We start from the raw sequence: 26,110 nt of genomic DNA, 5'->3' as shown, positions 1-26,110 counted from the left end.
GGACGGCAATGACGATGCGATCGATCGGGATCATGCTGGCGGCGGGCGCAATGCTCGCCGCCGCTCCGGCGCAGGCCCAGGACAAGGCAAAGGATGGGGCCACGCCACAACGGGCGCGCAACATCATCCTGTTCCTGGGCGATGCCGGCGGCGTGCCGACGCTGAACGCTGCGGGCATCATGGCGCATGACCGGCCGCAGTCGCTGTTCATCCAGTCCATGCCCCATGTCGGCCTGTCCGACACGTCGGCGCTCGATAATTGGGTGACGGATTCGGCGGCGGGCATGAGCGCGATCATGACCGGGCACAAGACCAACAGCGGCATGATCTCCGCGTTGCCGGCGACCGATGGCGCGATCACCCCGGTCAAGAGCTTCCTGGAATATGCCGAGCAGCGCGGGCTTTCGACCGGCGTCGTCACCAACATGCCGATCTGGGACGCGACGCCGGCCGCCTGCTTCGCCCATGTCGCCACGCGCAAGGACAAGGACCAGATCTTCCGCCAGATGCTGACGCCCCGCTTCGGCAATGGCGTCGACATATTGATCGGCAAGGGACAGGCCGATGCGGTCGCATCCTTCGCCAAGGATGGCACCACCCCGCAAGCGGCCTTCGCCAAGGCGGGCTATCGGTTCGGGGACGATCCGGCACTGGTGAAGGATAGCGGCCGGGCGGCGGTGCTGCGCGATGCCGACTATGCGCCGATCCCGGCGGTCGAGGCGACGATCGGCCAGCTGGCGCGCAATCCCAAGGGCTATTTCCTGATGGTCGAATGGGACATGCACACCGACAAGCCGGAAAATGGCCTGAAGCATGTGATCGAGATGGACGAGATGATCCGCCGGGTGAGCGCGATCGCGGGCAAGGATACGCTGATCCTGTTCACCGCCGACCATAGTTTCGGCCTGCGCATGACCAGCGGCAAGCGCAACGCGCCGATGGCCCAGCAATATGCAGCCGCCGCCGCCAAGCCGGGGGCAACGGTCGCCAGCAATGCGATCATCGGCGTCGAGGACAGTCACACCGGCGAGGAAGTGATCGCCGCCGCCGCCGGGCCGGGCGCCGATCAGGTCCATGGCTTCTTCGCCAACACCCGCCTGTTCGACGTGATGCTGAAGGCAATGGGCTGGACGAAGGAGGATTGAACGCCGCAGCGGCACCCGCTCCGATCCTGCGGATCAAGCTGCGGTGCCGCTGATATGTCGGGGATGACGGACTGGAGCGGGTAGCGGGGATCGAACCCGCATCACAAGCTTGGAAGGCTAGTGCTCTACCATTGAGCTATACCCGCCCGTCAGGTGACGCGCCCTGCCATCATTCACCGGGGCTCGTCAACAGCGCATTGATGGTAAATGCGTGAGAACGCCTCTTAACCCGGCCTCGTCTTTGTTCTATCGCTCGGCCATGACCAACCCGTCCCTGCGCCAACTCGACATTTTCGCGCAGATGGTGGCCGCGGGCAGCCTCACGCGCTGCGCCCAGGCGCTGGGCGTTTCATCCGCCGTGATCGAGCGCGACATGGCGTCGCTGGAAATGCGGCTGGGCTATCGCCTGTTCGACGATATTCGCGGCGCGGCGCGGCTGACCCCCGCGGGGCGACGCACGGCGCAGGCCATGACCCTGCTGGCGCAGGACGATCCCGAGGATTGGGTAGAGGAAGCCACGCCCGCCCCTACCCCGCAACCTGATCCATCGCGGGCCCCGCCGCCCGCGCTGCCGGAATTGCTGCTGGATGCGGATGCGCAATTGCCGTCGCTGCCGGCCGCGCCACCGCCCGCCAATCGCGCCATCATCCTGGCGACGCCGGCGCCGGTGTTCGGCCATTTCCAGGATGCACTGACCGCGTTCGAAGCGGCAAATGACGATATCGCCATCACCCTGGACCTGAGCGTCCAGTCGGCGGTCGAGGCGGCGCGGGCGATCGAATCGCTGCGCGCCGACATCGCCTATTTCTACGCGCTGGAGGAGCCGGCCGGCCTGCCGTCGCGCTATGGCTGGTCGGAACAGGTCAATCTCTATGCCGGGGCCGACCATCCGCTGGCGCGCGCGGGCAGCGTGTCGCGCGGCGACCTGACCATCACGCCGCAACTGGCGGTCGATCCGCGCAACGGGCTACGCCCGATCATCGACGCGGCGCTGGCGCGCGGCGGCGCCCGACTGGGCCCGGTGATGCTGGAAACCGACAATATGTTCGACATCATCACCGCGCTGCGTGAAGGCGCGGGCTGTTTTGCGGCCTTTGGCCCGATGGCGCGCGACCTGGGGCGGATGAGCGGCATTCGCCGGCTGGCGCTGGACGTGCCATTGCCCGCGATCGAGGTGCGCCAGACCGTCAACGAACGATCGCTGTCGCGCCCCGGCGTGCAGGCGCTGGCGGATTTCTTCTTCCTCTGACCAGTAAATGATGGCGGGATTGTGCGGCTGATCCGTCTTGGCGGCGGGTAATATGCTGCGCGCCATGCCGTGCAAAAATGCAACAGTTGGTGGTGAATGCGGCAGAAACGGCCTTCATTTCGCCGATCGTATATTGATATGATGTATCATGACCGATACGCGGAGGCCGACCCACATATTCTGCAAGGATAAAAAGCCTGATGCTTCGTTCCCCGTCGCTGCGCGCCGGCTGTGCCCTCACGGCCCTTTGCCTGGCCTGGCCCGCCGCCGCCCAGACCGCAGCCCCCGCCGAAACCCAGGCCGATGGCAGCTATCATGACCCGCGCAGCGACATCGTCGTCACCGCCCTGATCCCCCGCAGCCAGGGCGACATATTGTCCGGCACCTCGATCGTCACCGGCGAGGAACTGACCCGCAGCCTGCGCCCGACCATCGGCGAGACGCTGGCGCGCCAGCCCGGCGTGTCCGCCACCTCCTTTGGCCCCAACGCATCGCGCCCGATCCTGCGCGGCTTCCAAGGCGAGCGTGTCCGCATCCTGACCGACGGCATCGGCAGCTTCGATGTGTCCAACACCTCGGTCGACCATGCCGTCGCGATCAACCCGCTGACCGCCGACCGGATCGAGGTGCTGCGCGGCCCGTCCGCCCTGCTCTATGGATCGTCGGCGATCGGCGGCGTGGTCAATGTGATCGACAGCCGCATCCCGCGCCGCGTGCCGGACGAGGCGATCCATATCGACGCGATCGGCACCTATGGCAGCGCCGCCAACGAACGCAGCGGTTCGGGCGAGATCGAGGTGCCGCTGACCGAGAATTTCGTCGTCCATGTCGATGGCAGCTACAGCAAGACCGACAATCTGCGCACCGGCGGCTATATCCTGTCCAAGGCGATGCGCGAGATCGCCGCCGCCTCCGACGAGGAGGAAATCCAGGACAATGCGCGGCTGAAGGGCAAGCTGGCCAATACCGCGGCGGAAGTGTGGGAAGTGGCCGGCGGCTTTGCCTATATCGGCGATGGCGGCAATCTGGGCATGTCGATCTCGCACAGCGAGAACACCTATGGCGTGCCGTCGCGTCTGGAGGTGGAAGATGAGCATGACCATGACCATGATCACGATCATGACCACGATCATGAGGAAGAGGGTCACAGCCACGAGAATGTGACGCTGGCGATGAAGCAGACCCGCGCCGACCTGCGCGGCGAGGTCGCGGTCAATGGCGGCTTCCTCGACAGCATCCGCCTGCGCGCGGGCTGGGCCGATTACCAGCATCAGGAAATCGAACCGTCGGGCGAGATCGGCACCACCTTCAAGAACCAGTCGATGGAAAGCCGACTGGAATTCGTCCAGGCCGACCGCAATGGCTGGCAGGGCGCATCGGGCGCGCAGTATTTCACCCGCCGTTTCCAGGCCGATGGCGAAGAGAAATTCCTGCCCAAGAACCAAACCGACCAGTTCGGCCTGTTCACGCTGCAGTCGCTGGACCTGGGCGACACGCGCCTGGAAGCGGGCGCGCGCTATGAACATACCAAGCTGCAGTCGGACCCGGATGCCGACCTGTTTGCCGAGGCCAGCCAGCGCAGCTTCAACACCCTGTCCGGATCGCTGGGCATCAGCCAGACGATCATGCCGGGCTGGCGCGTGGGCCTGAACCTGTCGCGCAGCGAGCGTGCGCCGTCGGCCGAGGAACTGTTCGCGCGCGGCAATCATGCCGGCACCCAGGCGTTCGAGCTGGGCAATCCCGATTTCGGCAAGGAAAAGAGCTGGGGCGTGGAAGGCACGCTGCGCGGATCGGGCAATGGCTACAGCTTCAGCCTGGCCGCCTATCATAACTGGTTCAGCGGCTTCATCTATGAAAGCGTGGTCGACGACAGCGTCTGCCAGGCGGCCAATGGCGGGGCCGAGATGGAATTCCCCTGCTATGCCTATGCCCAGGCCGATGCGCGCTATTATGGTTTTGAGGCCGAAGCGTCGGTGAAGCTGGCACAGGTCGGCAGCTATGCGATCAACATCGACGGCGTCGCCGACTATGTCCGCGCCACGATCAAGGGCAATGGCCCGGCGCCGCGCATTCCCCCGCTCCGCCTGCTGGGCGGGATCGAGGCGCAGGGCGCACGGCTGAGCGCCCGCGCCGAGCTGGAACATGTGTTCGAGCAGGATCGGGTGACCGATTTCGAAACGCCGACCGATGGCTTCACCATGGTCAACGCATCGATCTCGTTCAAGCCGCTGGCCGGCAATGACCGCACCACGCTGATGCTGTCGGCCAACAATATCTTCGACGTGGAAGCCCGGCGCCATGCCAGCTTCCTGAAGGATTTCGCCCCGCTCGCCGGGCGCGACATCCGCCTGACGGCGCGCATCTCGATCTGATCCGCCTCCCGGCCTCGCCCAGCGGGGCGCCGGTCGCTCCCTTCGCCTGCCCCTCTGGGCGAAGGGAGCGATTGCAAAAAATGACATTTTCGTTACATAGCGCCGATGGAACGCGCTGCGGCAGAGCATGAGGATTCGGGCAGGTCGCCCGTAAGCCGCCGATAATGCGCCAGATTGCCGCTCTCCCCTATACCAGCGACCCGATCGACGGGTCGATGCAGATCCTGCTGATCACGTCGCGTGACACCGGGCGCTGGGTGATTCCCAAGGGCAATCGCATCAAGGGGCTGGCCGGCCATCGTGCCGCGGAAGTCGAGGCGTTCGAGGAAGCGGGCATCCATGGCATCGCCTGTCCCGCGCCGATCGGCCGATACAGCTATGACAAGCGCAAGCGCAGCGGCAAGTCGCGCGAGGCGAATGTCGAGGTTTTTCCGCTTGCCGTGACCGGCCATCTGACGCAATGGCCCGAAAAAGGGCAGCGCGAGCTGCGCTGGTTTTCCGTCGCCGAAGCCGCAAAGGCCGTCGACGAACCCGAACTGCAATCGATCATCGCGGCTTTCCGCGAACCGCCCGCCGATCCGGGCTGGTTCCTCCGGTTGCTGCTGTCGATCCGCGAGAAGCAAAGTGAAAGGACTGGAATGCTGCGCTGGTTTCACGCGCTGATGCCCAAGCAGGGGCGTTTCTTCGAGCAATTCGAAGACCATGCCGCGACCCTGGTCGCCGGCGCCGACGCCCTGGCCAAGCTGCTCAAGGGCGGCCCGGACATGGACGCGCATATCAAGGAGATTTCGGACCGCGAGCATGAGGCGGACGACATCATCCGCGAAGTGCTGCAGGACGTCCGCCGCATCTTCGTCACCCCGTTCGACCGCAGTGCCATCACCGGCCTGATCGGCGTGATGGACGACGCGATCGACCAGATGAACCAGACCGCCAAGGCGATCGCGCTCTATGAGGTCAAGGATTTCGCGCCGCAGATGCAGGACATGAGCGCGCTGATCGTCGAATGCGCGCGGATCACGGCGGAAGCGATGCCGCTGCTGCGCTCGCTCAACATCAATTCGGCGCGGCTGCACGAACTGACCGAACGACTGGTGAAGCTGGAAGGCCATGCCGACATATTGCATGAGGCGGGCCTCAAGGCCCTGTACCAGCAAGCCCGCGCCGGCAACCCGATGGACTTCATCGTCGGCAACGAAATCTACAGCCATCTGGAAAAGGTGACGGACCGGTTCGAGGACGTCGCCAACGAGATTTCCGGCCTGGTCATCGACCACGCCTGACAGGCCTGACCGGATATGGAAGCCCATCTCGCCTTCCCGCTGCTGATCGCGCTGATCGGCGTTGCGCTGCTGTTCGATTTCCTGAACGGCCTGCATGACGCCGCCAACTCGATCGCGACCATCGTGTCGACGCGGGTCCTGAAACCCCAATATGCGGTCGCCTGGGCCGCATTCTTCAACTTCATCGCCTTCCTCTTCTTTGGCCTGCATGTCGCCGAGACAGTGGGCAAGGGCATCGTCAGCGCCGACATCATCGATGCGTCGGTGATCTTCGGCGCACTGATGGGGGCGATCGCCTGGAACCTCATTACCTGGGGTCTGGGTATCCCCTCCTCCTCCAGCCATGCGCTGGTCGGCGGCCTGCTGGGCGCGGGCACGGCCAAGTCCGGCCTGTCGGCGATCGTGTGGAGCGGCGTGTTCAAGACCAGCGCGGCGATCGTGATATCCCCCGCCGTCGGCCTGTTCCTGGCGCTGATGCTGGTGCTGGCGATCAGCTGGATCTTCCGCAAGTTCACGCCGCAGGGCGCGGACCGGGTGTTCCGCAAGCTGCAGCTGGTGTCCGCATCGCTCTATTCGCTGGGCCATGGCGGCAATGACGCGCAGAAGACGATGGGCATCATCGCGGTGCTGCTCTATTCGCAGGGGCTGCTGACCGGCGGCTTCCATGTGCCGATGTGGGTGGTGCTGAGCTGCCAGGCGGCGATGGGCCTGGGCACGTTGCTGGGCGGCTGGAAGATCGTCCACACCATGGGATCGAAGATCACCCGCCTGACCCCGGCGCAGGGCTTCTGCGCGGAAACGGGCGGCGCGATCACCCTGTTCATGGCCACCCATCTGGGCGTGCCGGTATCGACGACCCACACCATCACTGGCGCCATCGTCGGCGTGGGCGCATCGCGCCGGCTGTCGGCGGTGCGCTGGAACGTCGCGTCGAGCATCATCGTCGCCTGGGTCGTGACCCTGCCGGCGGCGGCCGCGATCGGCGCGCTGTTCTACGGGCTGACCCGTTTGTTCTGATCGGAGCGGGCAGAGACAAGAAAAAAGGGCGCGGGAGTGATTCCGCGCCCTTTCCTATTCAACCTTCGTCATTGCGAGCGCAGCGAAGCAATCCATGGATTGCCGCGGGCCTGCGGCCCTCGCAATGACGGGGTTTACGCCACGCGGCCGAGGCGGTGGTAGAGATTGGCATATTTGACCGATTCCGGCTGGTCCTGAACCTCGCGCAGATAGTGGGCGATGGCTGTGCGGATCAGGCCGAAATCCTCCTGGCTGAAGACCGCGCGCGAACGGGCGGGCTGGGGCGCTTCCATCGTATCGGTCGTCATCTTCCTGTCCTTCCTGCCTTGTGGCTGTGCTGGTTGATGACAGCGATATTGACAGGTCGAGGGCAAAGCGGAAGGGCGATGAGTGGCCGCAAGTCATGCCGCGACTTGTTCATATTGTCAAATCATGACAATATGACCTTATGGCAGACGTGACTGACCGGAAGCTCTATCTCGGCCCCAAGCTGCGCGTACTGCGCCGCGAACTGGGACTGAACCAGACGCGCATGGCCGAGGAACTGGGCGTGTCGCCCAGCTATCTCAACCATCTGGAGCGCAACCAGCGGCCGCTGACGGCGCAGATGTTGCTGCGGCTGGCCAATACCTATGACATCGACATTCGCGACTTCACCGCCAGCAGCCAGGATGGCGCGGCGAGCGACCTGGCCGAGATATTGTCCGATGCGCTGGTGCGCGACATCGGCATCGCGCGCGACGAAGTGCTGGAAGTCGCGGAAAATTATCCCGGCGTCAGCGAAGCGATCGGCCGCTTCTACCGCGCGCTGGCCGACCTGCGCCGCCTGCCCGAGCAGATGCAGGTGAGCGGGCGCGGCGCCGCCCCTGCCCCGCTGGTCGCGCCGGTCGACTGGTGGCGCGAGACGGTAGCCAAGGCCGGCAATCATTTCGCCGAAATCGATGCGGCGGCCGAAGGGATCGCCGCAGAGCTGGAGGAAGATCCGGCGCTGTTGCAGGCCGGGCTGCGCGCGCGCCTGAAGGAACGGCACGGCATGGCGGTGCAGATCGTGCGCGCCGATGTGCTGGCCGGGACGGTGCGTCATTATGACATGCACCGGCGGCGGCTGATGCTGAGCGAGCGGCTGCCGGCTTCGGGGCGGCTGTTCGCCATGGCCTATCAGCTCTGCGCACAGGAGATGGCCGACCTGATCGCGGCACAGGTGACGCGCACGGCGCCGCCGGACGAGGACAGCCGGCGGCTCGCCATCATTGCGCTGACCAACTATGCCGCCGCGGCGCTGATCATGCCCTATGACCGGTTCCGCCAGGCAGCGGAGGCAAGCCGGCATGATCTTCCCCTGCTGCGCGCGCGCTTCGGCGTGTCGACCGAGCAGCTGGCCCACCGGCTGACCAGCCTCAACCGCACCGGCGCGCGCGGCATCCCCTTCTTCATGGTGCGGATCGACCGGGCCGGAATCGTGTCCAAGCGCTTCGATGGCGAGACCTATCCCTTTGCCCGCTATGGCGGCACCTGTCCGCGCTGGGACGTGCATGCGGCCGACGCGCCCGACATCGTGCTGCCGCAGCTGATCGAGACGCTGGACGAGCGGCGCTTCCTCACGCTGGCGATCGCCCTGCCCCGCGGCGATGGCGCGCGCGGGCGGCAGGTGATTGCGCTGGGATGCGAGGCGAAACATGCCGGGCGGATCATCCATGCCGATGGCATCGATACCGAGCGCGACGATGCGGTGACGGTGGGGCCGACCTGTCATCTGTGCGAGCGGCGCGACTGCCCGGACCGGGCGCTGCCGCCGGTGACGCGCGCGCTGGACCTGCACAGCTATGAGCGGACCGCCAGCCCCTTCCCGTTCCGGCGGGTATGATAGGCGCTCCGCCCCGCCCCCGTCACTGAGAGGGGGCCCCGACCGTCGCCGGGATGAAGGGGGCGGAAACGGAGCGCCTGCCGCCAACCCTCAGGCTGCTACGGGTCTGGGTTGGGGCGATCGGGCGGAGCGGTTCTTCACGCGGCGCATCGGCAGGTTGCGGCAATGGCGCTTGAAATAGACGATCTCCAGCAGGGTCGGCCAGATTTCGAGCGAGGAGCGGATCAGCCCGACCTCGTCATCGACCATGCGGCTGACATTCTGCTGGAAGAAATCCGGCTCGAAATCATAGAAGGTGCGTGACAGGCCGGCGGCAAAATGGCCCAGCGCGTCGCGCCGCTCGGTCGTGCGCGCGTCGGCCATGCTCTTGAGTACCCGGTCATGCAGGGCGCGGGCGCTGTCCAATATCTCCTCGCTGTCCTGAAGGCTGACCGCGCCGTCATAGTCGAAGGCGATCGACCATTCGTCGGTGCGCTTGAGGCTGGTGCGGATCTTGCGCTTGAGCAGGCCGCAGATCGCCTCGTTGAACACCTCCGACGCCAATGGATTGCGCATATAGCTGTTCTTGATGTGGGTCTGGGCGGAATCGACATGGGCCGAGACCATGTTCGACTGCTGAATCCAGAGGCGATAGATATAGTCCTCGAACCGCAAGCGCGTCGGGAAGAAGGGCGGCAGGCCGGTGCGATTGTCATAGCCCGCAACGCCGCAATCCATTCGCCAGTTGAGATTGGTGAGGCAGGGGCGGAAATTGACCAGCACATAGGTGTCGTTGAGCCGTTCGGCATCGACCTCGTCCGGATCGTCGAGGAACATGTCGACGAAATCGACCGCGTCGATATCGTTGGTGCCGGTGCGGAAGGTCTGCGCCATCTTCACCACCGCCGATCGGGGCAAGCGCCCTTCCTGCAGGGTCAGGCTGTTTTCCCGCGCGAAGCCGAGCGAATTGTTGGATTCCAGGTCCATGGCGCTGTCGATCACCAGTTCGCCCTGGTCGTAATTGGCCGGTGCGTCCGCCACCGTCTTGCCCAATATGTCGCGGAAGGACTGGAGGATGTCGTAGGATTTGCGGCAATGGCCATTGGCGCCGCGCGGAATCGTCTTGCCCCGGCTGATTTCCCGTTCGCCCAGCGTTTCCGGGCTGTCCTCGATCAGGGCATAGGGGCGCATGTCATCGTCGGCGCTGACCATCAGGTCGCCCAGCGTATACATCAGGGTGAAGTTGCGGTTGCCGCCATAGCTGGGGCGGAAGAGGTTGCGGACCAGCACGTCGAGCTTGCGGTCGCGCAGCCGCTTGCAGATGTAGGAAACGAACTGCTCCTTTTCGGCCGGGCCGACATACCAGAGGTCGTTGACCGTCTTGGTCGCCTCCAGCGCGCCGAAATATTTGTCATGATTGGCGACCGAGGAATCATCGAAGACGATGATCGGCGCGGTCTGGCCGCTGCGGGCGAAATTTTCGTCATAGGCCTCGACGGTCGCGCCGACGTCGCGCAGGCGATAGGTCGGGATCACGAAATGCAGGTCGCGTTCGCTCACAAATTTGTCCTTTGGGGATATGGGAATGGGGTCAGTCGCGCCGGGCGCGGGCGGCCAGAAAGGCCGCGAGCGGGGCGCGATCTTCGGCCAGGATCAGGGGATCGCGATGGCCGTCGCGCTGCGCCTGGCGCCGGTCGAGGTCGCGGCGCCAGCCATCGCGCAGGCGCACGCCCTGGCAGAGCAGCAATATGCCAAGGCTGGCGAAGCTGAAGCTGGCGAGGGCCAGCGCCATTTCGAGCGGCGCCGATGCCGGGCCGTCCAGGGTCAGGGCGCGATGCAGCAGCGAACTGCCGGTGGCCGCGCCGACGAGCAGCAGGCCAAGGCCACGCCAGGCGAGGTCGCGCCGGGTCATGATGCCCGGCTCCGTTGCCGTGCCGGAGGAGCCAGGGTGGCGCGCGGCCGGATCGACAGGCGTCCGGTGAGCCGTGGCCGATCGCTGCGCCGCCCGGCATCAGCAGAGGCGGCAGGAGGAGGTCGGTGGGTCATGGGACAAGGGACTTAATGGCCCCCGTCGGTCAAATTCCAGCCGACCTCCGGCCCGTTTTCATAGTATTTGCATAGGGATGATCAGCGGCCGCCCAGCAGGCCGCTCTTCACCGTCAGTTGCAGCATCACCGCACGCGGGGCGCCGAGCGAACCCAATATGTCGCCTTCGCGCACGGCGTTGGTGCCGGTGCCGGCTGCGCTCGCGCCCACCACCGATCCGCCGACGATGATCAGCTTGTTGGTGAGATTGCGGCCGATCAGCGACAATTCCCAGGGCTTGCCCGCGCCGCCATTGATCGAGAGGGCGGCGTTGAGCTGGACATAATCATCCTGCAGCGTCCTGGGGTTGCCCTCCGTCTGGGTGACATAGGCGCTGCTGTAATTGAAATCGACCGACAGCGATCCGCCCAGCCGGTCGGCAAAACTATGGTCATAGGTGAAGCCGCCGGTGATCGCGATTTCGGGCGCGCGGAACAGGCGTTGGCCGGTCTGGTCCTGATTCTGATAGGGATTGGCGGCCGTGCCCCAGGTCGATTGCGGCAGATTGGGGTTGAGCGGATTGAGATTGCAGCCCTGGGCAATCGACTGGCCCGCATAGCAGCCGCCGATGAAATCGGTGTAGCGGGCGTTGTTGTAGGCGATCGCCGTGTTGAACGTCAGGCCCGCGAGCGTGCGCGGCCGGATGGTAAGGCTGAGCTCCGCGCCCTTGATCTCCGCCCCGCCCGCATTCTGGGTCAGCTGGGTAAAGGAGGCATTGTCGTATCGCGACAGCTGGAGCCCGCTATATTTATAATAATAGCCGACCAGATCGTAGAGGATCTGGCGATCGGCGACATAGCCCTTGGTGCCGATCTCGCCGCCCTTCGCGGTCATCTGGTCATAGGACAGGTCGATCGCGGCGCGGCTCTGGTCGGCATCGGTGCGCAGCCGCGTCGGCACGGTGTTGAAGCCACCCGAGGTGAAGCCCTCGCGATAGGCGGCGTAGACGGTGCGGTCGCTGTCGGGGCGCCAGGTGAGCGTCACGTCGGGCGAGAAATCGGTATAATTCTGCTTGGGGCCGAGAATCTGGATCGGGCTGCCGAGCGAGGTGCCGGTCAACAACTTGTCTTCCCAGCTATAACGCCCGCCAACGGCCAGTTCGAGCCGCTCCACGATCTTGTAGCGCAGCTGGCCGAAGACCGAGGTCGCCTTGGTATGGACGTCATAATAGGTCGATCCGACCACGAAGGGCGTGCCGAAATTGGTGGTGAAGGCCTGACGCGTGAGGAAATGGGCATCCTGGAAGAAGCCGCCGACGAGGAAGTTCAATGGCCCGTCATAGTCGGACGCGAGGCGCAGTTCCTGGCTGAATCCCTTGGCGGTGATGTCGTTGGACGCGCCGAAATAGGGATTATTGGAGAAGGTGAAGCTGTCGACCGAGCGTTCGCGCAGACGGTAATAGCCGGTGACCGAGGACAGGGTATGGGCGTCGCCCAGATCCTGGTCGATGCTGAGCGAGGCGAGGAACTGCTTCGACTTCATGAAGGGCACGCCGTCGCCATAGCTGGGATCGCTGGCGGCGGTCGCCGGCGCGAGGATGGCGTCGTAGAAATTGCGGTTGAGCGTGCAGTCGGTCGAGCCATAGCGACTGACGCCGGCCGGGCAGTAGATGATCTGGCTGAGGCCGGTGGGGCCGACGCCGTCCCGTTCGCGCTGGCCATAATTGACCTTCGCCTTGATCCGGGTCGATCCGCCCGCATCATAGGCGAGCGTGCCGCGGACGAAGACATCTTCGGAATTGAGGCTGTCGGCGCCGCGCCCCGGCGTGATGCCGGCGATCGGTTCGGCGACGTTGCGGAACCAGCCATCCTCCTTGGAATAATAGCCGACGACGCGGGCGGCGAGGCCGTCGGCCAGCGGCACCGAGGCGCTGGCCTCGACAAAGCGCTGGTCGGCCATGAATTCATAGCCGGTGCGCAGCTTCGCCTCGAAATCCTTGCCCGGATCCTGGGAGATGAGCGAGACGATGCCGCCCGGACTATTCTTGCCATAGAAGAGCGCCTGCGGTCCCTTGAGCACCTCGACCCGGCCAAGGTCGATCTGGCCGAGGCGGATGGCGTTGCCATAGCTGATCGGCACGCCGTCGAAATTCAGGGTCACGGCGGTTTCGGTCGAGGGGTTGGAGATGCCGGCGCCGATACCGCGCAGGTTGATCGAGCCGCCGACCTGATTCTGCGATTCGGCGATGACCAGTTGCGGCACCTGCTGGCTGATCGCCTGGAAGCTGGTGGTGGCATAGCGTTCGATCTGGTCGGTCGAGAGGGCCGATACGGCAACCGGCACGTCGATCAGCCGCTCGTCACGCTTGCGGGCGGTGACTATGATCTCCCCTCCCCCGGCGTCAGCCTGGGGCACGGGTGCGGCGGCGTCCTGCGCCTGTGCGGTTGCGAGCATCAGGGCCGGGCCGGCAGCGACAGTCGCCAGCAGACGGCCGATCAGGGCCTGCTTCATATCATCCTCCCATTGGGTCAGGCCTTGTCGACAATGCCGCAAGGCTCATTCCATTCGGGACGATTATGATCCGAGGCTAATGGTCAGGCAAATTCGCCAAATCGATCGAATTGTCCAATAATTATCGGAAAAACATGCAAATCAACATGTTGATCAATTGCACATAAGCGCCGAATTTACAGCAACTTTGATCCGAATATCATCGGACGCTTCCGTCGATATTCACGATTCATGCACCACATCAAGGCGCATCGCTTTGACGATATATAGCGATCTGCCGGCTGATCGAGATGAACGGCAGACACGAAAAAGGGGCCGCCGGGCAGGCGACCCCCTTCGATATCCCTGTCACGTCGCCCGTACGGCGAACGGGCGACGGCCGATCAGTCGGCCTTGGACTGGAGATTGACGGCCGCGTACTTGCCGCGACGATCGACTTCCAGTTCGAAGTCCAGACGGTCACCCTCGTTCAGGGCGCCCATGCCGGCGCGTTCGACAGCGCTGATGTGGACGAAAGCGTCCGGCTGGCCGTCATCACGCTGGATGAAGCCGAAGCCCTTCATGGCGTTGAAGAACTTGACCGTGCCGCTGGCGCGTTCGCCGGTCAGCTGACGCTGCGGGCCACGCTCTGCACCACCGAAACCACCGGCGCGGGGTTCGCGCGGTTCACGCGGCGGCGCACGATCGGTCACGGGGAGCGGTTCGCCGTCGATGACCAGATCGGTCGCCGACACCTTGCCACCACGATCCACCAAGGTGAAGCCGAGCGGCTGACCTTCGGCCAGACCGGTCAGGCCGGCCTGCTCGACCGCGCTGATGTGAACGAACACGTCTTCGCCGCCATCGTCACGAACGATGAAGCCGAAACCCTTCTGGCCGTTGAAGAACTTGACGACACCCTTGCCTTCGCCAACGACCTGGGCCGGCATGCCGCGACCACCGCCGCCGCCACCACCAAAGCCGCCACCGCCGCCGCCGAAGCCACCGCGGCCACCGCCGCCGAAACCACCGCCGCCGCCGAAGCCACCGCGATCACCACCGCCGAAGCCACCACGACCACGATCACCACCGCCGAAGCCGCCACCGAAGCCGCCGCGGTCACCAAAGCCACCGCCGCCGAAGCCGCCGCCGCTGCCCTGGTCGTAGAAATTGTCGTCGCCGAAACCGTCGCGCTTGTCCTTGCCGCGCCCGCCGCGGCGCCCTCTGTCAAAACTCATGCCCTGTTAGTCACTTTCGCTTCGCCCCAAGACACATTGGACAAACATGTCGGGCGAATGACATGCACAATCCACCGCAAAGTCGCGGTTTGGGAATCACTATATCAAGTTTTCCGGGCAGCGCGAATGATTTCGCATATCGGGCAAAAAGAGCGCCCGCAGCGCCGATTTACAGGCCCTATCTGCCAAAGCCTTGATTGCGATATGGCCCGTTTCCCCATAGAGGGAAAAGTCATGACCGTCCATTTCCATGAAGAAGATCTGCCCGAGGGCGTCCTTGCCCCCGGCCCGATCGCCGTCGATACCGAAACCATGGGGCTCATCACCCCGCGCGATCGCCTGTGCGTCGTCCAGATCAGCGACGGCAAGGGCGATGAGCATCTGGTCCGCTTCAACCCCGGCAGCGACTATGCCGCGCCGAACCTGAAGGCGGTGCTGGCCGATCCCGAGCGGATCAAGATCTATCATTTCGGCCGATTCGATATCGCCGCGATCCAGCATTATCTGGGCGTGGTGGCAGCCCCCGTCTATTGCACCAAGATCGCGTCGAAGCTGGTGCGCACCTATACCGACCGCCACGGCCTGAAGGAGCTGGTCCGCGAACTGCTGGGCCAGGACATCAGCAAGCAGCAGCAGTCGAGCGACTGGGGCGGCCCGAACCTGTCCGACGCGCAGAAGGATTATGCCGCGTCCGACGTGCGCTTCCTGCACCAGCTGAAGACCGAACTGGACAAGCGCCTGACCCGCGAAGGGCGGATGGAACTGGCCCAGGCCTGTTTCGACTTCCTGCCCCATCGCGCGGCGCTGGACCTGGCGGGCTGGCCCGAGAACGACATCTTCTCGCACATGTAAGCGACAGGGCGGCAGGCAGACATGTCCATCCAGGCCGAGCAACAGCGCAACGTCCGCCGCCATTGGGCCCGGCCGGGTGGCAGCCATGACAAGCTGGTGCGCCTGCTCAAAAATTATCTGCCGGTGGCGGTCGGCGTGCTGACCGCCCTGCTGGCCATGGCCCCTTTCACTGGCGGCGACAAGGTCAGCTTCGTGCTCGACAAGAACAAGGTCGAGGTGGCGAAGGAGCGGATGCGCGTGTCCGAGGCGCTGTATCGCGGGCAGGACAGCAAGGGCCAGCCCTTCTCGCTGCGGGCCGGTTCGGCCGTGCAGAAAAGCTCACGCGAGCCGATCGTCGACCTGAACGACATGGCCGCGCGCATCCTGCTGCCCGAAGGGCCGGCGGTACTGAACGCGCAGAAGGGCCGTTACGACATGGAGACCGAGCGAGTCGCGATCGTCGGTCCGGTCCAGTTCGAGGCGGCCGGCGGATATCGCCTGGTCACCCGCGACGTCGGCATCGATTTGCAGACGCGACGGATGAAGAGCGCGGGCCGGGTCGACGGGCGCATCCCGATCGGCACGTTCAGCGGCGATCATCTGGAAGCGGACATGAATGCACGCACGGTCACGCTCAACGGCCGGGCGACCTTGCGCATCGAACAAAATGGCCTCAAAGGGCAAAAGTGATGAAACGCACCCTCATCCTGCTGTCGACCGTTGCGCTGGGCGCGACCGGCCTCCTCTACGCCGGCGCCGATGCGCAGGTGTTCAAAAATCATGACAGCAATGCGCCGGTGAACTTCACCGCCGACCGGATCGAGGTGCAGGACCGCGCCGACCGGGTGGTGGTATCGGGCAATGTCGAAGTGACGCAGGCCGGCATGACGCTGAACGCCGCCCGCATGACCGTCGCCTACAAGCAGCAGCCCAATGGCGCGGCGAACACCGGCAATGGCGTGGAAATCCAGCGCATCGACGCGTCGGGCAATGTCGTCATCACCAAGGCCGACCAGACCGCGCGCGGCAATGTCGCCATCTATGACCTCAATGCCAAGCTGATCACCATGGTCGGCAATGTCTCGCTGACCCAGGGCGTCAACCGCCTGACCGGCGGACGGCTGGTGATGGACCTCAACAGCGGCCGCACCACGGTCGACGGCCGCTCGACCGGCGGCGCCGGCACATCGACCAGCCCCAGCGGCCGCGTGTCGGGCACCTTCACGGTGCCGCAGCGCAAGAACTGATCCGGGGGCAGCAGGCCGGGCGACGCGTTTCGAGCGGTCCAACGGCTATCGATTTCCGTCCTTGATGCCGGGCTTTGGCGGCTAACGACCATTTCTCGACATAAACCGCCCTGCCGGCCCGAAGTTGCTCGTAAGCCAGGTTCTTGTTGCCAGCGTAGACTTGGGTAACCGTCCGCCCATAGCGATCGCGCGTGACCGGGCTGATCGTCACCCCGCGCGCTACCAGCTGCTTCTTGCTGGCGATCGAATCGCCCGGCGCGCAGCTGCGGCCCTTGCGGCAGGGCCCCGGCAGTTCCGGCGCGTCGATACCGAGAAGTCGGACGCGGCCAATCTCGCTACATTTGAGAGTGTCGTCGTCGATTGCGACACAAACTGTTGGCGGTTGGAATATAGAAATGAGGAAGGGTAGAAACATCGATGACAATATCCGTTTGATTTCAACTCCAGCTTGAGCCGACACACCTTGTTGATAGCTTCTGATCCAGGGGGAATCAGGAGTAACACATGGAAATCAAGAAGATTTTGATTGCGCTTGCATTCGTCTCCGCTCCGGTGGTTGCTCAGCCGCCGACCACCATTCCGTCCGAAGGCACCGATGAGCAGGACGCAGAATACGAAGCCTGCAAGGCGCGCTATGTGCGCGACGGCTTCGGCAACTATGACCAGGCGGCAGCGTGGTGCTATCCGCGCATTTATGGCAGCGAGGATAGCCCCTATCCCGGCAAGGATCCCAGCATCCCCAAGTACTGAGCCATGACGGGCGCCTCTGCGTGGACGCGCGCGGGGGTGTTCTTCCCAGGAGCATGATGGCGATATCAGCCCAGACGCCGTTCGCGAGGCCACCCCGAGAGCGGTCGCTCGGTTCGTGGGCGGAAAACTGCCCGGCAAGAAACGACCAGAAGCGGACGTTTCCAGTTCCTCCCCAAGCTTGCTTGGGGAGGTGGCAGCGCGAAGCGCTGACGGAGGGGCAGGTGCCTCTTAGCGATGCGCTATCCGGCCTGTGCCCCTCCACCACTCGCTACGCGAGCGGTCCCCCTCCCCGTGCCGGGGAGGAATGTCTTGCTCCCACCCCTGATCGTCGCTCATCCCGTCGATCGCCACCGGGCCTGCCCGATAGCGGTCGGTCCGCTCCTGGGTAGGAAAGTTGCCCGACCAGAAGCGGACCTGTTCCCCCTCCCGTAGGCGGGAGGGGGGGGAGGGGGTGGGTTGGACATCGCGAAAGCCCACCCCGCTGCGACTAACGCGCTGCGCGCGCAAGTCTCGCTGCCCCTCCCGCTTGCGGGAGGGGAATGGCAGGAAACACCCAAATCCGCCGCCCTTCCCGTCCATCATCCGGCCTGTCCTACACGCCGCTTGTCTGATCTACTGCCCGGATGGATCATCATCCCCCTGCCCTTCTACCCCTGTCATTGCTCGCTGCGCACGGGCCATCGACGCGTGGTGATCGCGCCATAGGGGCGTTCCTGGTGCGCGGCAGAAGCGCGATTGTCGCGTCACAGGGGCGATGCGGGCGCATATTGGACACCTCCACCCCATGGGTGGTGACGCGCCACCGGCGCAAAGCCGACGCGTCACAGGTGCGTTCCCGGCGCATTTCGCCCAGAAAGCCCGATAACGGTGTGAACTTCGGGAGACGCGTGTTCCCGCCTTTGGCCCGTTCCTCAGCCCAGCGGTCGCCGCGCGCGCAGCGCTTGGGCCAGCGTACCCTCGTCCAGATAGTCGAGTTCGCCGCCCACCGGCACGCCATGGGCCAGCTGGGTCAGGCGGATCGGGAAGCGCTCCAGCCGCTCGGCCAGATAATGGGCGGTGGTCTGCCCCTCCAGCGTGGCGTTCATCGCCAGCACTACCTCGTCGATGCCGCCGACCTCGACCCGCGCGACCAGCGCATCGATGCTCAAATCCTCGGGCCGCACCCCCTCCAGTGCAGAGAGGCGCCCGCCCAGCACATGGAAGCGACCGGGGAAAAGGCGCGACTTGTCCAGCGCCCACAGGTCCGCCACATCCTCCACCACGCACAGCGCCCGCGCGTCGCGGCGCGGATCGGCACAGATGCCGCAGGGATCGACCGTGTCGACATTGCCGCAGGTCTGGCAGGTGACCAGCCGTTCGTTGACCGCCGCCAGCGCGCGCAGCAGCGGCTCCAGCGCGCCCTCGCGCTTCTTGAGCAGATGCAGCACCGCGCGGCGCGCCGAACGGGGGCCAAGGCCGGGCAGTCGCGACAGCGCCTGGGTCAGCGTCTCGATTTCAGGTGAAGCCATATCGTGAGATAAGGGGTTGCATGTCTTTCCGACAAGAGCTTTGAGGACGGACTTGGAAATACGCCGATGGCGCATTTCAAATGCGGTGCCAGCCCGCTCCCCCACCCGGCCACCCAACGGCAGTATCTTGAAGGGTGGCCGGGTGGGGGAGCGGGCTGGTGCGGGAAGCGGAAAAACTATGCGTATCATCTATATGGGCACCCCCGATTTCGCCGTTCCAGCGCTCGATGCACTGGTGAAGGCCGGGCATGACATCGTCGCCGTCTATAGCCAGCCACCCCGTCCGGCCGGCCGTGGCAAGGCGCTGCGCCCCTCCCCGGTGCAGGCCCGCGCCGAGCAACTGGGGATAGAAGTGCGCACGCCCGTTTCGCTCAAGGACGAAGCAGTGCAGGCCGAATTTGCCGCGCTCGACGCCGATGTTGCGGTCGTCGCCGCCTATGGCCTGATCCTGCCGCGCGCGATCCTGGCGATGCCGCGCCATGGCTGCCTCAACATCCATGGCTCGCTGCTGCCGCGCTGGCGCGGCGCCGCGCCGGTGCAGCGCGCGATCCTGTCCGGCGACAATGTCACCGGCGTCACCATCATGGACATGGAGGCCGGACTCGACACCGGCCCGATGCGCGCCAAGCATGTCACCCCGGTCGAGGACAAGACGGCCGGCGAATTGACGCAGGAACTGGCGCAGGCCGGTGCCGAGCTGATGGTCGATGTGCTGGACGATCTTGCCGGCCATCCGCCAGTGGCGCAGCCCGAAGAGGGCGTCACCTATGCCGCCAAGATCGACAAGGCGGAGGCGCGGATCGACTTCAGCCGCGACGCGCATCAGGTCGAACGGCAGATCCGCGCCTTCAACCCCTTCCCCGGCGCCTTCTTCGAATATGGCGGCGAACGCTTCCGCATCCTCGCCGCCACGGTCGAGGATCATGCCGGGCCGGCGGGCGAACTGCTCGACCACAGCCTGCTGATCGGCTGCGGCCATGGCGCCATCCGGCCGACCCTGATCCAGCGCGCGGGCAAGGCGGCGATGTCGGCGGGTGAATTGCTGCGCGGCTTCGACATGCCCACCGGCAGCCGGGTCGACACCTGAGCCGATGGCCCGTTTCGCCTTCACCGTCGAATTTGACGGCCGTCCCTATATGGGCTGGCAGCGTCAGGCCCATGGCCCCAGCGTCCAGCAGGCGATCGAGGATGCGATCCATGCCGTCACCGGCGAGCGCGCCATCCTGCACGCTGCCGGCCGCACCGATGCCGGCGTCCATGGCCTGGCCATGCGCGCCCATGCCGATGTCGAAAAGCCGCTGACGCCCTTTCGCCTGATGGAGGCGATCAATGCGAAGCTGCGGCCCCATCCGGTCGCGATCCTCGCCTGTGAGGAAGTCGCGCCGGACTGGCATGCCCGTTTCAGCTGCACCGGCCGCGCCTATATCTACCGCATCGCCAATCGCCGCCCGCCGCTGACCCTGGAATCGGGTCTCGCCTGGCGGGTGATCCAGCCGCTCGACGCCGACGCCATGCATGACGCCGCGCAGATATTGGTGGGGCATCATGACTTCACCACCTTCCGCTCGGTCCATTGCCAGGCGGCCAGTCCGCTGAAGTCGCTGGCGATGCTGAATGTCTCGCGTGAAGGCGATCGCATCGCCATCCGGGCGGAGGCGCGATCCTTCCTCCATCATCAGGTCCGCTCGATGGTCGGCTGTCTCGCGATGGTCGGCATGGGCCGCTGGAGCGCGGACGATCTGCGCGCTGCGCTGGAGGCGCGCGATCGGGCCCGGCTGGCGCTCAACGCGCCGCCCGATGGCCTCTATTTCGTGCGCGCCGATTATAGCAGCGCGGTGGTCACCAGCTGATTCTTGCCGGCGCGCTTGGCCGCCAGCATCGCCTCGTCCGCGCGCGCCACGATGCTGTCCAGTTCGGTGTCATCGTCGGGGATCAGCGTGACCAGCCCAAAGCTGCCGCTGACACCGCCATGTGCGCCGCCCAGTTTCATCAATCCGACGCGCAGCGCCTCGCCCAGGTCCGTGCCTTCCTCGTCGACCAGCAGCACGAACTCGTCGCCGCCCATTCGCGCCACGACATGGCGAGTGGCGACCATATCCTCGATCAGCCGCGCCACCTCGACCAGGCAGCGATCCCCGGCGCTATGCCCGCGACTGTCGTTAAGCTGCTTGAACCCATCAAGGTCCAGATAGATCAGGCTGACGGCGCGATGCGCCTCTGCTGCCTGCCGCAGCAAGGCCCGCGCCCGCACCACGAAGCCACGGCGGTTGAGCAGGCCGGTCAGCGGATCATGGATCGCATCGAAATGGGCCTGCCGCATCTCCGACAGATCCTCGACCACGGCGACATAGAATTCGGGCGCGTCCCGCTCGTCGCGAACCAGCGCCACGGTGAGGTTGATCCAGATCAGCGATGCATCCGCACGAATATAGCGTTTTTCCAGCGTATAGCGCTGCAACTCGCCCCGGTGCAGCCGGCCGAGCAGCGCGACATCGGCATCCAGATCATCGGGATGGGTGATCTGCTGGAAACCCAGCCGCATCAGCATCGCGGCGGGATATCCGGTAATCTCCTCGAAACGGGGATTGGCCGTCAGGAAGGTGCCGTCGAGCGCGACATGGGCAATGCCGACCGGCGCGTGCTGGAAGGTCGCCTGGAACCGGCGCTCTGCATTGGCCAGATTGGCCTGGATCGTCTGCGCCTCCCGGCTCAGCGCGCGCGCGACATGGGTCAGGCGGTCGATCCGGCAGATCGCATCCGGGGTCATCACCGGATCGCGATCAGGAACAATGGACTGGGCGGAGGCGATGGGCACGATGGGCGACTATTCTTTCCTGACTTTGTCGCTTCCTCCTGCGCCCAACAAGGTAAAGACTCTCTTTAGATTACATAATTTACTGGCTTCAGAGTTCGTTTGAGAAAGCCGGTACCAGCCCGCTCCCCCGCCCAACCACCCGACAGGATGACACTGGATCGGGTGGTTGGGCGGGGGAGCGGGCTGGAACCGTACCGAAAAATCGCCCTTTCGCGATTTTTCAAACAGGCTTTCGAATCATCAGAGCCGGGTACGGAACGGGGTGAAGTCGGTGCCCGCGTCATAGACGTCGAGCCCCTCGCGCCGCTTGAGGCCATTGACCACCACATAGGTGACGGGCGTCAGCACCGCTTCCCAGCCGACCTTCATCGCCCAGTTGGTGACCATCACGGTGAGCACCTGCGCCGTGGTCCAGTCGCCATAGAAAGCGAGCGGGTAGAAGAGCAGGCTGTCCACCCCCTGCCCCACCACGGTCGAGCCGATGGTGCGCATCCACAGATGCCGTCCCTGGGTGATGATCTTCATCTTGGCCAGCACGAAGCTGTTGGCCAGTTCCCCCGCCCAGAAGGCGCAAAGCGAGGCAAAGACGATCCGCCAGGTGCTGCCGAACACCGCCTCATAGGCTTTCTGGTCGGGCCAGCCCTCGGCCGGCGGCAAGGCCACCACTACCCAGCTCATCAGCGCCATGAACAGCATCGCGGCAAAGCCCGCCCAGACGCAGCGCCGCGCCCGCGCATAGCCATAGACCTCTGTCAGCACGTCGCCGATCACATAGCCGAGCGGAAAGAAGAGGATGCCCGCGCCAAAGGTCACGCCACCCAGCGACGACAGCTTAGCCGCGCCGATCAGGTTGGACAGCAGCAATATGGCGACGAAGGCCGCCATGAAGAAATCATAATAGCGCAGCGGCCGTGCGCCCAGCACGGTCGCGTCGATTTTCCGGATGCCCGCGTCGCTCATCCTTCGATGAATATCCCGCCGACACACGATTGCAACGGCTGCGAAAGATTGCGCCGCGGCCCAAGCCCCGCTATCGCTCCCGCGCACGGCCCCGTAGCTCAGTTGGATAGAGCATCCGCCTTCTAAGCGGATGGTCGCAGGTTCGAATCCTGCCGGGGTCGCCAACGAAAAGATAACTCGGGGTCGCCAATCAGGCGCGACTTGCCACCTTGGCGAGGCGCAGCGGCGGGGTCGCGACGCTCAGATCCACGCCCGATTCAACCGACATGCGATCGCGCCCCTTGCGCTTGGCGTCATAGAGCGCGCGGTCCGCCCGATCGAAAAGATGCGGCAACTCCTCCGTGCCCGTGATGCTGGTCGCCGCGCCGATGCTGGTCGAGACCGGCAACGTCAACCCGCCGCTCTGCGCAAAACGATGGCAGATGCGGCGACCGAGCGCCGGTAGATTTTCGGGCGAAAGACCAAAGAGCAGAACGGCGAACTCGTCGCCGCCCAGCCGCGCCACCAGTGCATCGGCAGGCACGCAATCCGTCAATATCCCGGCCAGTCCCGACAGCAGCCGGTCGCCGGTGGCGTGGCCGAAGCCGTCATTGACCGCCTTGAAATGATCGACGTCGCACAGCAGCAGCGCCACCGGCTGGCCGGCCCGCCGCGCCAGCGCCATCCCGGCTGCCGCCTTCGCCTCGAACGCGCGGCGATTATAGGCCCCGGTCAGCGAATCCCGCTCGGCCAGCGCGGTGATCTGCCGTTCGCGCCGGTGACGCACCGCCGCCAGCATCAGCAGCGCCAGCGACACCTCGACCAATATGCCCTCATAGAGCGAGGCCTTGATCAGCAGCCCCTTGAAGCCCACCAGGCTGACGAACAGGCCCGGCATGAAGATCAGCCCCGACTTGACGAGGTAGAATATGCCATGGCCAAGGAAGATGTGCCCCAGCCGCACCGCATCGCGCACTTCGCTGGTACGACGGAGCGAAAGCAGGAGAGATGCGGCCTTGAGCGACAGGATCGCGACCAGCGCCGAATTGACGAGGCCGAACAGGGCAGTGCGATCACTTGCCGGATCGGTGCCCAGCAGCGCCACCCAGACCAGCAGCACGCCCAGCCAGATGCCGGGCAGGCGTCGCCCGGCAAAGGCGGCTGCCCCCCTGGCGAACAGCAGATGCGCCACCACCAGCAGGCCATTGGCCAACCAGACATAGAGAAGGAAGCTGTCCACCGTGCGCAGCACCGACATGCCGCTGCCCACCACGATGGTCGCGAATCCCGCGCTCCACCAGGCGAGCGAGCGCACCTTTGCCAGACGCCATTCGGCAGCCAGCACCAGCGCCGCAACGAGGGCGATGGCCTGGGTCATGAGCAGCATGGTGACGGCGTCGATCGGCATGGACAGATTCATCGGGGAAAGGAGCGCGTTATCTATCCGAATATGCTGAACAAAAGGTTCCCGCCCGGCTCAGCTCGTCGCACGCATCAGCAGGTCGTCGGTGACCGTCATGGTGAAGATCGGGTCGGCATCCGCCGGCACTTCGGCGATCGCGTCGACAAAGGCGGCGCGGGTTGCCGGATCGTCATAGACCATCTTCGCGTCGAACGCCGCGCGCCAGGTCGCCTCGTCCGGCCATTCGGCATAGCCCACGAACCGCCCGTCCGCATCGCGGTGCAGGCGCGATCCATAGCTGCCATATTTTTCGCGGATCAGGTCGGTACCGCGGCGCCAGGCTGCGCGGAACTGCTCTTCCTTGCCGGGGTGGACGCGCCACCAATAGACCGCAACGAACATGGCCACCTCCTCGTGCGGAGACAATGGCCGGGCAGCGGCAGGAGTTCCGGCGGGCAGGCCGATCACCCGCCCGCCGGCAATGTCGCTTAGAGGATCGACTGGCCGGTCTTGGCCCAATCCGACATGAAGCCGGCAATGCCCTTGTCGGTCAGCACATGGTTGAACAGGGCCTTGATGACGGCCGGCGGCGCGGTCATCACGTCGGCGCCGATCTTGGCGCTGTCGAGCACGTGGATCGGGTGACGGACCGACGCGACCAGGATTTCGGTGTCGAACGCGTAATTGTCGTAGATCAGGCGGATGTCTTCGATCAGCTGCATGCCGTCGAAGCCATTATCGTCATGACGGCCGACGAAGGGCGAGATGAAGCTGGCGCCGGCCTTGGCCGCGAGCAGTGCCTGGTTGGCCGAGAAGCAGAGGGTGACGTTCACCATCACGCCATCGTCGGTCAGCGCCTTGCAGGTCTTGAGGCCGTCGATGGTCAGCGGCACCTTGATGCAGACATTGGGCGCGATCTTCCGCAGGACGGCGGCTTCCTTCATCATCGTCTCATGGTCGAGCGCGACGACTTCGGCCGATACCGGGCCGTCGACGACGCCGCAGATTTCCTCGATCACTTCCAGGAACTTGCGGCCCGACTTGTGGATCAGCGACGGGTTGGTGGTGACGCCGTCCAGCAGGCCGGTGGCGGCCAGGTCACGGATTTCGGCAATGTCGGCGGTGTCGACGAAGAATTTCATGGGATGCTCCGGGGCAGGATTCGCGAATCGGCTCCCTTTAGCGGCTGGCCGATGGATTGGCCATCGGGGCGAACGGCGATTGCCTTGGCCCCCGCCGCCTTCTACCTCTTCCGCGACAGGGGAGCGGCGATGAAGTTTGCGATGCGCGCATATATTTGCCTGACCGCCCTCGCCATGCTCGTCCTGCCCTTTCCTGCCCGCGCTGCGGATCAGGAGGCGCAGACCTGGATCAGCGCTGGCGGCGTCGCGCAGATTGACGACAATGATCGCATCGGCATCGAAACAAGCTATCGCCTGCGGCCGGCCGACGACCAGTTGCTGCAACGGATCACCCTGGACCATCGGATTGCCGACGGCGTGCAGCTGGGCGGCGGCTTCGCCTTCGTCACCAGCCGAAGGCAGAAGGAAATGCGCTTCCACCAGCAACTGATCATCGACTTGGGCGTGCTGCAGAGCCGCACCCGGCTGGAACAGCGCTATATCGACAGCGCCGCGCAGCCGGCCTGGCGCCTGCGCGAACGTATCCAGCTCGACATCCCGCTGGAAAAGCAGCGCAAATGGTTCCTCCTGACCTCCGCCGAATTTTTCTTCGAACTGCACAAGCCAAGCGCGGTCCAGGACAGCGAACTTGTCGCCACGCGGCAACTGATCGGTCTGCGTCATGTGCTGACGCCGCGACTCGGCATGCAGCTCAGCTATATGCGCCAGCATAGTTTTCCCGACGACCGCCCCGATGAGGTCGTTCATGTCCCCTGGCTGGCGATCGCCTGGCGGCTCTGACGATTTGCCAGAACGGCAAGAGCGGTTAAGGACG

General features: G+C 65.0%; 25 protein-coding genes and 2 tRNA genes. 14 read left to right on the top strand and 13 right to left on the bottom strand.

What is annotated here, in order from left to right; translation table 11 throughout:
• The first annotated feature begins 8 nt into the window (after positions 1-8).
• On the top strand, positions 9-1,145 hold the full coding sequence (locus E5554_RS09000) for an alkaline phosphatase (RefSeq protein WP_136186585.1): 1,137 nt from the start codon (positions 9-11) through the stop codon (positions 1,143-1,145).
• A gap of 72 nt (positions 1,146-1,217) precedes the next feature.
• Here the strand turns inward: E5554_RS09000 and E5554_RS08995 are convergent.
• Positions 1,218-1,291: transfer RNA gene (locus E5554_RS08995), tRNA-Gly, on the bottom strand.
• Positions 1,292-1,404: 113 nt separating this feature from the next.
• On the opposite strand from E5554_RS08995, the gene E5554_RS08990 reads away from it, so the two are divergent.
• From E5554_RS08990 to E5554_RS08975, 4 genes are all read left to right on the top strand, one after another.
• Positions 1,405-2,394 carry a LysR family transcriptional regulator gene (locus E5554_RS08990; RefSeq protein ID WP_168708695.1) on the top strand — a complete coding sequence of 330 codons (990 nt, stop codon included), beginning with the start codon at positions 1,405-1,407 and terminating at the stop codon, positions 2,392-2,394.
• 200 nt (positions 2,395-2,594) lie between these two features.
• Positions 2,595-4,766, top strand: a complete 2,172-nt coding sequence (locus E5554_RS08985; protein ID WP_136186584.1) for a TonB-dependent receptor — start codon at positions 2,595-2,597, stop codon at positions 4,764-4,766.
• Between the two features lie 164 nt (positions 4,767-4,930).
• Positions 4,931-6,049 carry a DUF47 family protein gene (locus E5554_RS08980; protein WP_004208255.1) on the top strand — a complete coding sequence of 373 codons (1,119 nt, stop codon included), beginning with the start codon at positions 4,931-4,933 and terminating at the stop codon, positions 6,047-6,049.
• Positions 6,050-6,064: 15 nt separating this feature from the next.
• Positions 6,065-7,066, top strand: coding sequence for an inorganic phosphate transporter (locus E5554_RS08975; protein WP_004208257.1), 1,002 nt, complete (start codon positions 6,065-6,067; stop codon positions 7,064-7,066).
• 134 nt (positions 7,067-7,200) lie between these two features.
• Here E5554_RS08975 and E5554_RS23010 read toward each other — a convergent pair whose 3' ends face one another.
• The gene (locus E5554_RS23010; RefSeq protein ID WP_017500419.1) at positions 7,201-7,374 is read right to left on the bottom strand and encodes a hypothetical protein; all 174 of its coding nucleotides are present in this window, start codon (positions 7,372-7,374) and stop codon (positions 7,201-7,203) included.
• A gap of 140 nt (positions 7,375-7,514) precedes the next feature.
• Here E5554_RS23010 and E5554_RS08970 point away from each other — a divergent pair, with 140 nt between their 5' ends.
• The gene (locus E5554_RS08970) at positions 7,515-8,930 is read left to right on the top strand and encodes an XRE family transcriptional regulator (protein WP_136186583.1); all 1,416 of its coding nucleotides are present in this window, start codon (positions 7,515-7,517) and stop codon (positions 8,928-8,930) included.
• Between the two features lie 90 nt (positions 8,931-9,020).
• Here the strand turns inward: E5554_RS08970 and E5554_RS08965 are convergent, their stop codons facing one another.
• The 4 genes from E5554_RS08965 to E5554_RS23455 form a co-directional block, all read right to left on the bottom strand.
• Positions 9,021-10,469 (bottom strand): hypothetical protein, encoded by a 1,449-nt coding sequence (locus E5554_RS08965; protein WP_010338328.1) that lies wholly within the window; start codon positions 10,467-10,469, stop codon positions 9,021-9,023.
• A 31-nt stretch (positions 10,470-10,500) separates the two neighbouring features.
• Positions 10,501-10,821, bottom strand: coding sequence for a hypothetical protein (locus tag E5554_RS08960; protein WP_069336087.1), 321 nt, complete (start codon positions 10,819-10,821; stop codon positions 10,501-10,503).
• Between the two features lie 215 nt (positions 10,822-11,036).
• A complete protein-coding gene (locus E5554_RS08955) occupies positions 11,037-13,445 on the bottom strand; it encodes a TonB-dependent receptor (protein ID WP_136186582.1) in 2,409 nt (802 codons plus the stop codon).
• A 383-nt stretch (positions 13,446-13,828) separates the two neighbouring features.
• A complete protein-coding gene (locus E5554_RS23455) occupies positions 13,829-14,662 on the bottom strand; it encodes a cold-shock protein (protein WP_097384332.1) in 834 nt (277 codons plus the stop codon).
• A gap of 234 nt (positions 14,663-14,896) precedes the next feature.
• Here E5554_RS23455 and E5554_RS08945 point away from each other — a divergent pair, with 234 nt between their 5' ends.
• Genes E5554_RS08945 through E5554_RS08935 form a run of 3 tightly spaced genes read left to right on the top strand, consistent with a single transcriptional unit; the run spans position 14,897 to position 16,740 of the window.
• Positions 14,897-15,514: a ribonuclease D gene (locus tag E5554_RS08945; RefSeq protein ID WP_010338324.1), complete on the top strand. Its 618-nt coding sequence runs from the start codon at positions 14,897-14,899 to the stop codon at positions 15,512-15,514.
• A 21-nt stretch (positions 15,515-15,535) separates the two neighbouring features.
• Positions 15,536-16,183 carry a hypothetical protein gene (locus E5554_RS08940; protein ID WP_004208264.1) on the top strand — a complete coding sequence of 216 codons (648 nt, stop codon included), beginning with the start codon at positions 15,536-15,538 and terminating at the stop codon, positions 16,181-16,183.
• A complete protein-coding gene (locus E5554_RS08935; protein ID WP_004208265.1) occupies positions 16,183-16,740 on the top strand; it encodes an LptA/OstA family protein in 558 nt (185 codons plus the stop codon). The genes E5554_RS08940 and E5554_RS08935 overlap by 1 nt, the downstream gene beginning before the upstream one ends.
• Here the strand turns inward: E5554_RS08935 and E5554_RS08930 are convergent.
• Positions 16,715-17,155 (bottom strand): thermonuclease family protein, encoded by a 441-nt coding sequence (locus E5554_RS08930; RefSeq protein ID WP_136186581.1) that lies wholly within the window; start codon positions 17,153-17,155, stop codon positions 16,715-16,717. The two genes, E5554_RS08935 and E5554_RS08930, sit on opposite strands and share 26 nt — an antisense overlap.
• 89 nt (positions 17,156-17,244) lie before the next feature.
• On the opposite strand from E5554_RS08930, the gene E5554_RS08925 reads away from it, so the two are divergent.
• Complete coding sequence (locus tag E5554_RS08925; protein WP_017500414.1) at positions 17,245-17,490, top strand: hypothetical protein; 246 nt, start codon at positions 17,245-17,247, stop codon at positions 17,488-17,490.
• Positions 17,491-18,401: 911 nt separating this feature from the next.
• On the opposite strand, the gene recR is transcribed toward E5554_RS08925, so the two are convergent.
• The gene (gene recR, locus E5554_RS08920; RefSeq protein WP_136186580.1) at positions 18,402-18,998 is read right to left on the bottom strand and encodes a recombination mediator RecR; all 597 of its coding nucleotides are present in this window, start codon (positions 18,996-18,998) and stop codon (positions 18,402-18,404) included.
• A gap of 178 nt (positions 18,999-19,176) precedes the next feature.
• Between recR and fmt the strand changes: the two genes are divergently transcribed.
• A complete protein-coding gene (fmt, locus tag E5554_RS08915; protein ID WP_136186579.1) occupies positions 19,177-20,085 on the top strand; it encodes a methionyl-tRNA formyltransferase in 909 nt (302 codons plus the stop codon).
• Between the two features lie 4 nt (positions 20,086-20,089).
• Entirely contained in the window at positions 20,090-20,848 is a 759-nt protein-coding gene (truA, locus tag E5554_RS08910) for a tRNA pseudouridine(38-40) synthase TruA (RefSeq protein ID WP_136186578.1), read from the top strand.
• Here truA and E5554_RS08905 read toward each other — a convergent pair.
• Both E5554_RS08905 and E5554_RS08895 read right to left on the bottom strand, forming a co-directional pair.
• Positions 20,821-21,813: a GGDEF domain-containing protein gene (locus E5554_RS08905; protein WP_247594417.1), complete on the bottom strand. Its 993-nt coding sequence runs from the start codon at positions 21,811-21,813 to the stop codon at positions 20,821-20,823. The two genes, truA and E5554_RS08905, sit on opposite strands and share 28 nt — an antisense overlap.
• Positions 21,814-22,053: 240 nt before the next feature.
• The gene (locus E5554_RS08895) at positions 22,054-22,773 is read right to left on the bottom strand and encodes a queuosine precursor transporter (RefSeq protein WP_136186577.1); all 720 of its coding nucleotides are present in this window, start codon (positions 22,771-22,773) and stop codon (positions 22,054-22,056) included.
• A gap of 87 nt (positions 22,774-22,860) precedes the next feature.
• Here E5554_RS08895 and E5554_RS08890 point away from each other — a divergent pair.
• A tRNA-Arg gene (locus tag E5554_RS08890) sits at positions 22,861-22,937 on the top strand.
• A gap of 26 nt (positions 22,938-22,963) precedes the next feature.
• On the opposite strand, the gene E5554_RS08885 is transcribed toward E5554_RS08890, so the two are convergent.
• From E5554_RS08885 to fsa, 3 genes are all read right to left on the bottom strand, one after another.
• A complete protein-coding gene (locus E5554_RS08885; RefSeq protein ID WP_247594416.1) occupies positions 22,964-24,160 on the bottom strand; it encodes a GGDEF domain-containing protein in 1,197 nt (398 codons plus the stop codon).
• A 69-nt stretch (positions 24,161-24,229) separates the two neighbouring features.
• Complete coding sequence (locus E5554_RS08880; RefSeq protein WP_010338587.1) at positions 24,230-24,556, bottom strand: antibiotic biosynthesis monooxygenase; 327 nt, start codon at positions 24,554-24,556, stop codon at positions 24,230-24,232.
• 86 nt (positions 24,557-24,642) lie between these two features.
• A complete protein-coding gene (fsa, locus tag E5554_RS08875; RefSeq protein WP_004210778.1) occupies positions 24,643-25,296 on the bottom strand; it encodes a fructose-6-phosphate aldolase in 654 nt (217 codons plus the stop codon).
• A gap of 141 nt (positions 25,297-25,437) precedes the next feature.
• On the opposite strand from fsa, the gene E5554_RS08870 reads away from it, so the two are divergent.
• The gene (locus tag E5554_RS08870) at positions 25,438-26,076 is read left to right on the top strand and encodes a DUF2490 domain-containing protein (protein WP_247594415.1); all 639 of its coding nucleotides are present in this window, start codon (positions 25,438-25,440) and stop codon (positions 26,074-26,076) included.
• Positions 26,077-26,110 lie beyond the last annotated feature (34 nt).

It is taken from the genome of Sphingobium sp. PAMC28499, from assembly GCF_004795815.1.
GTDB classification, from domain to species: domain Bacteria; phylum Pseudomonadota; class Alphaproteobacteria; order Sphingomonadales; family Sphingomonadaceae; genus Sphingobium; species Sphingobium yanoikuyae.
Note: the sequence above shows the minus strand (reverse complement) of the source record. Positions and strands in the feature narration are given on the sequence as shown.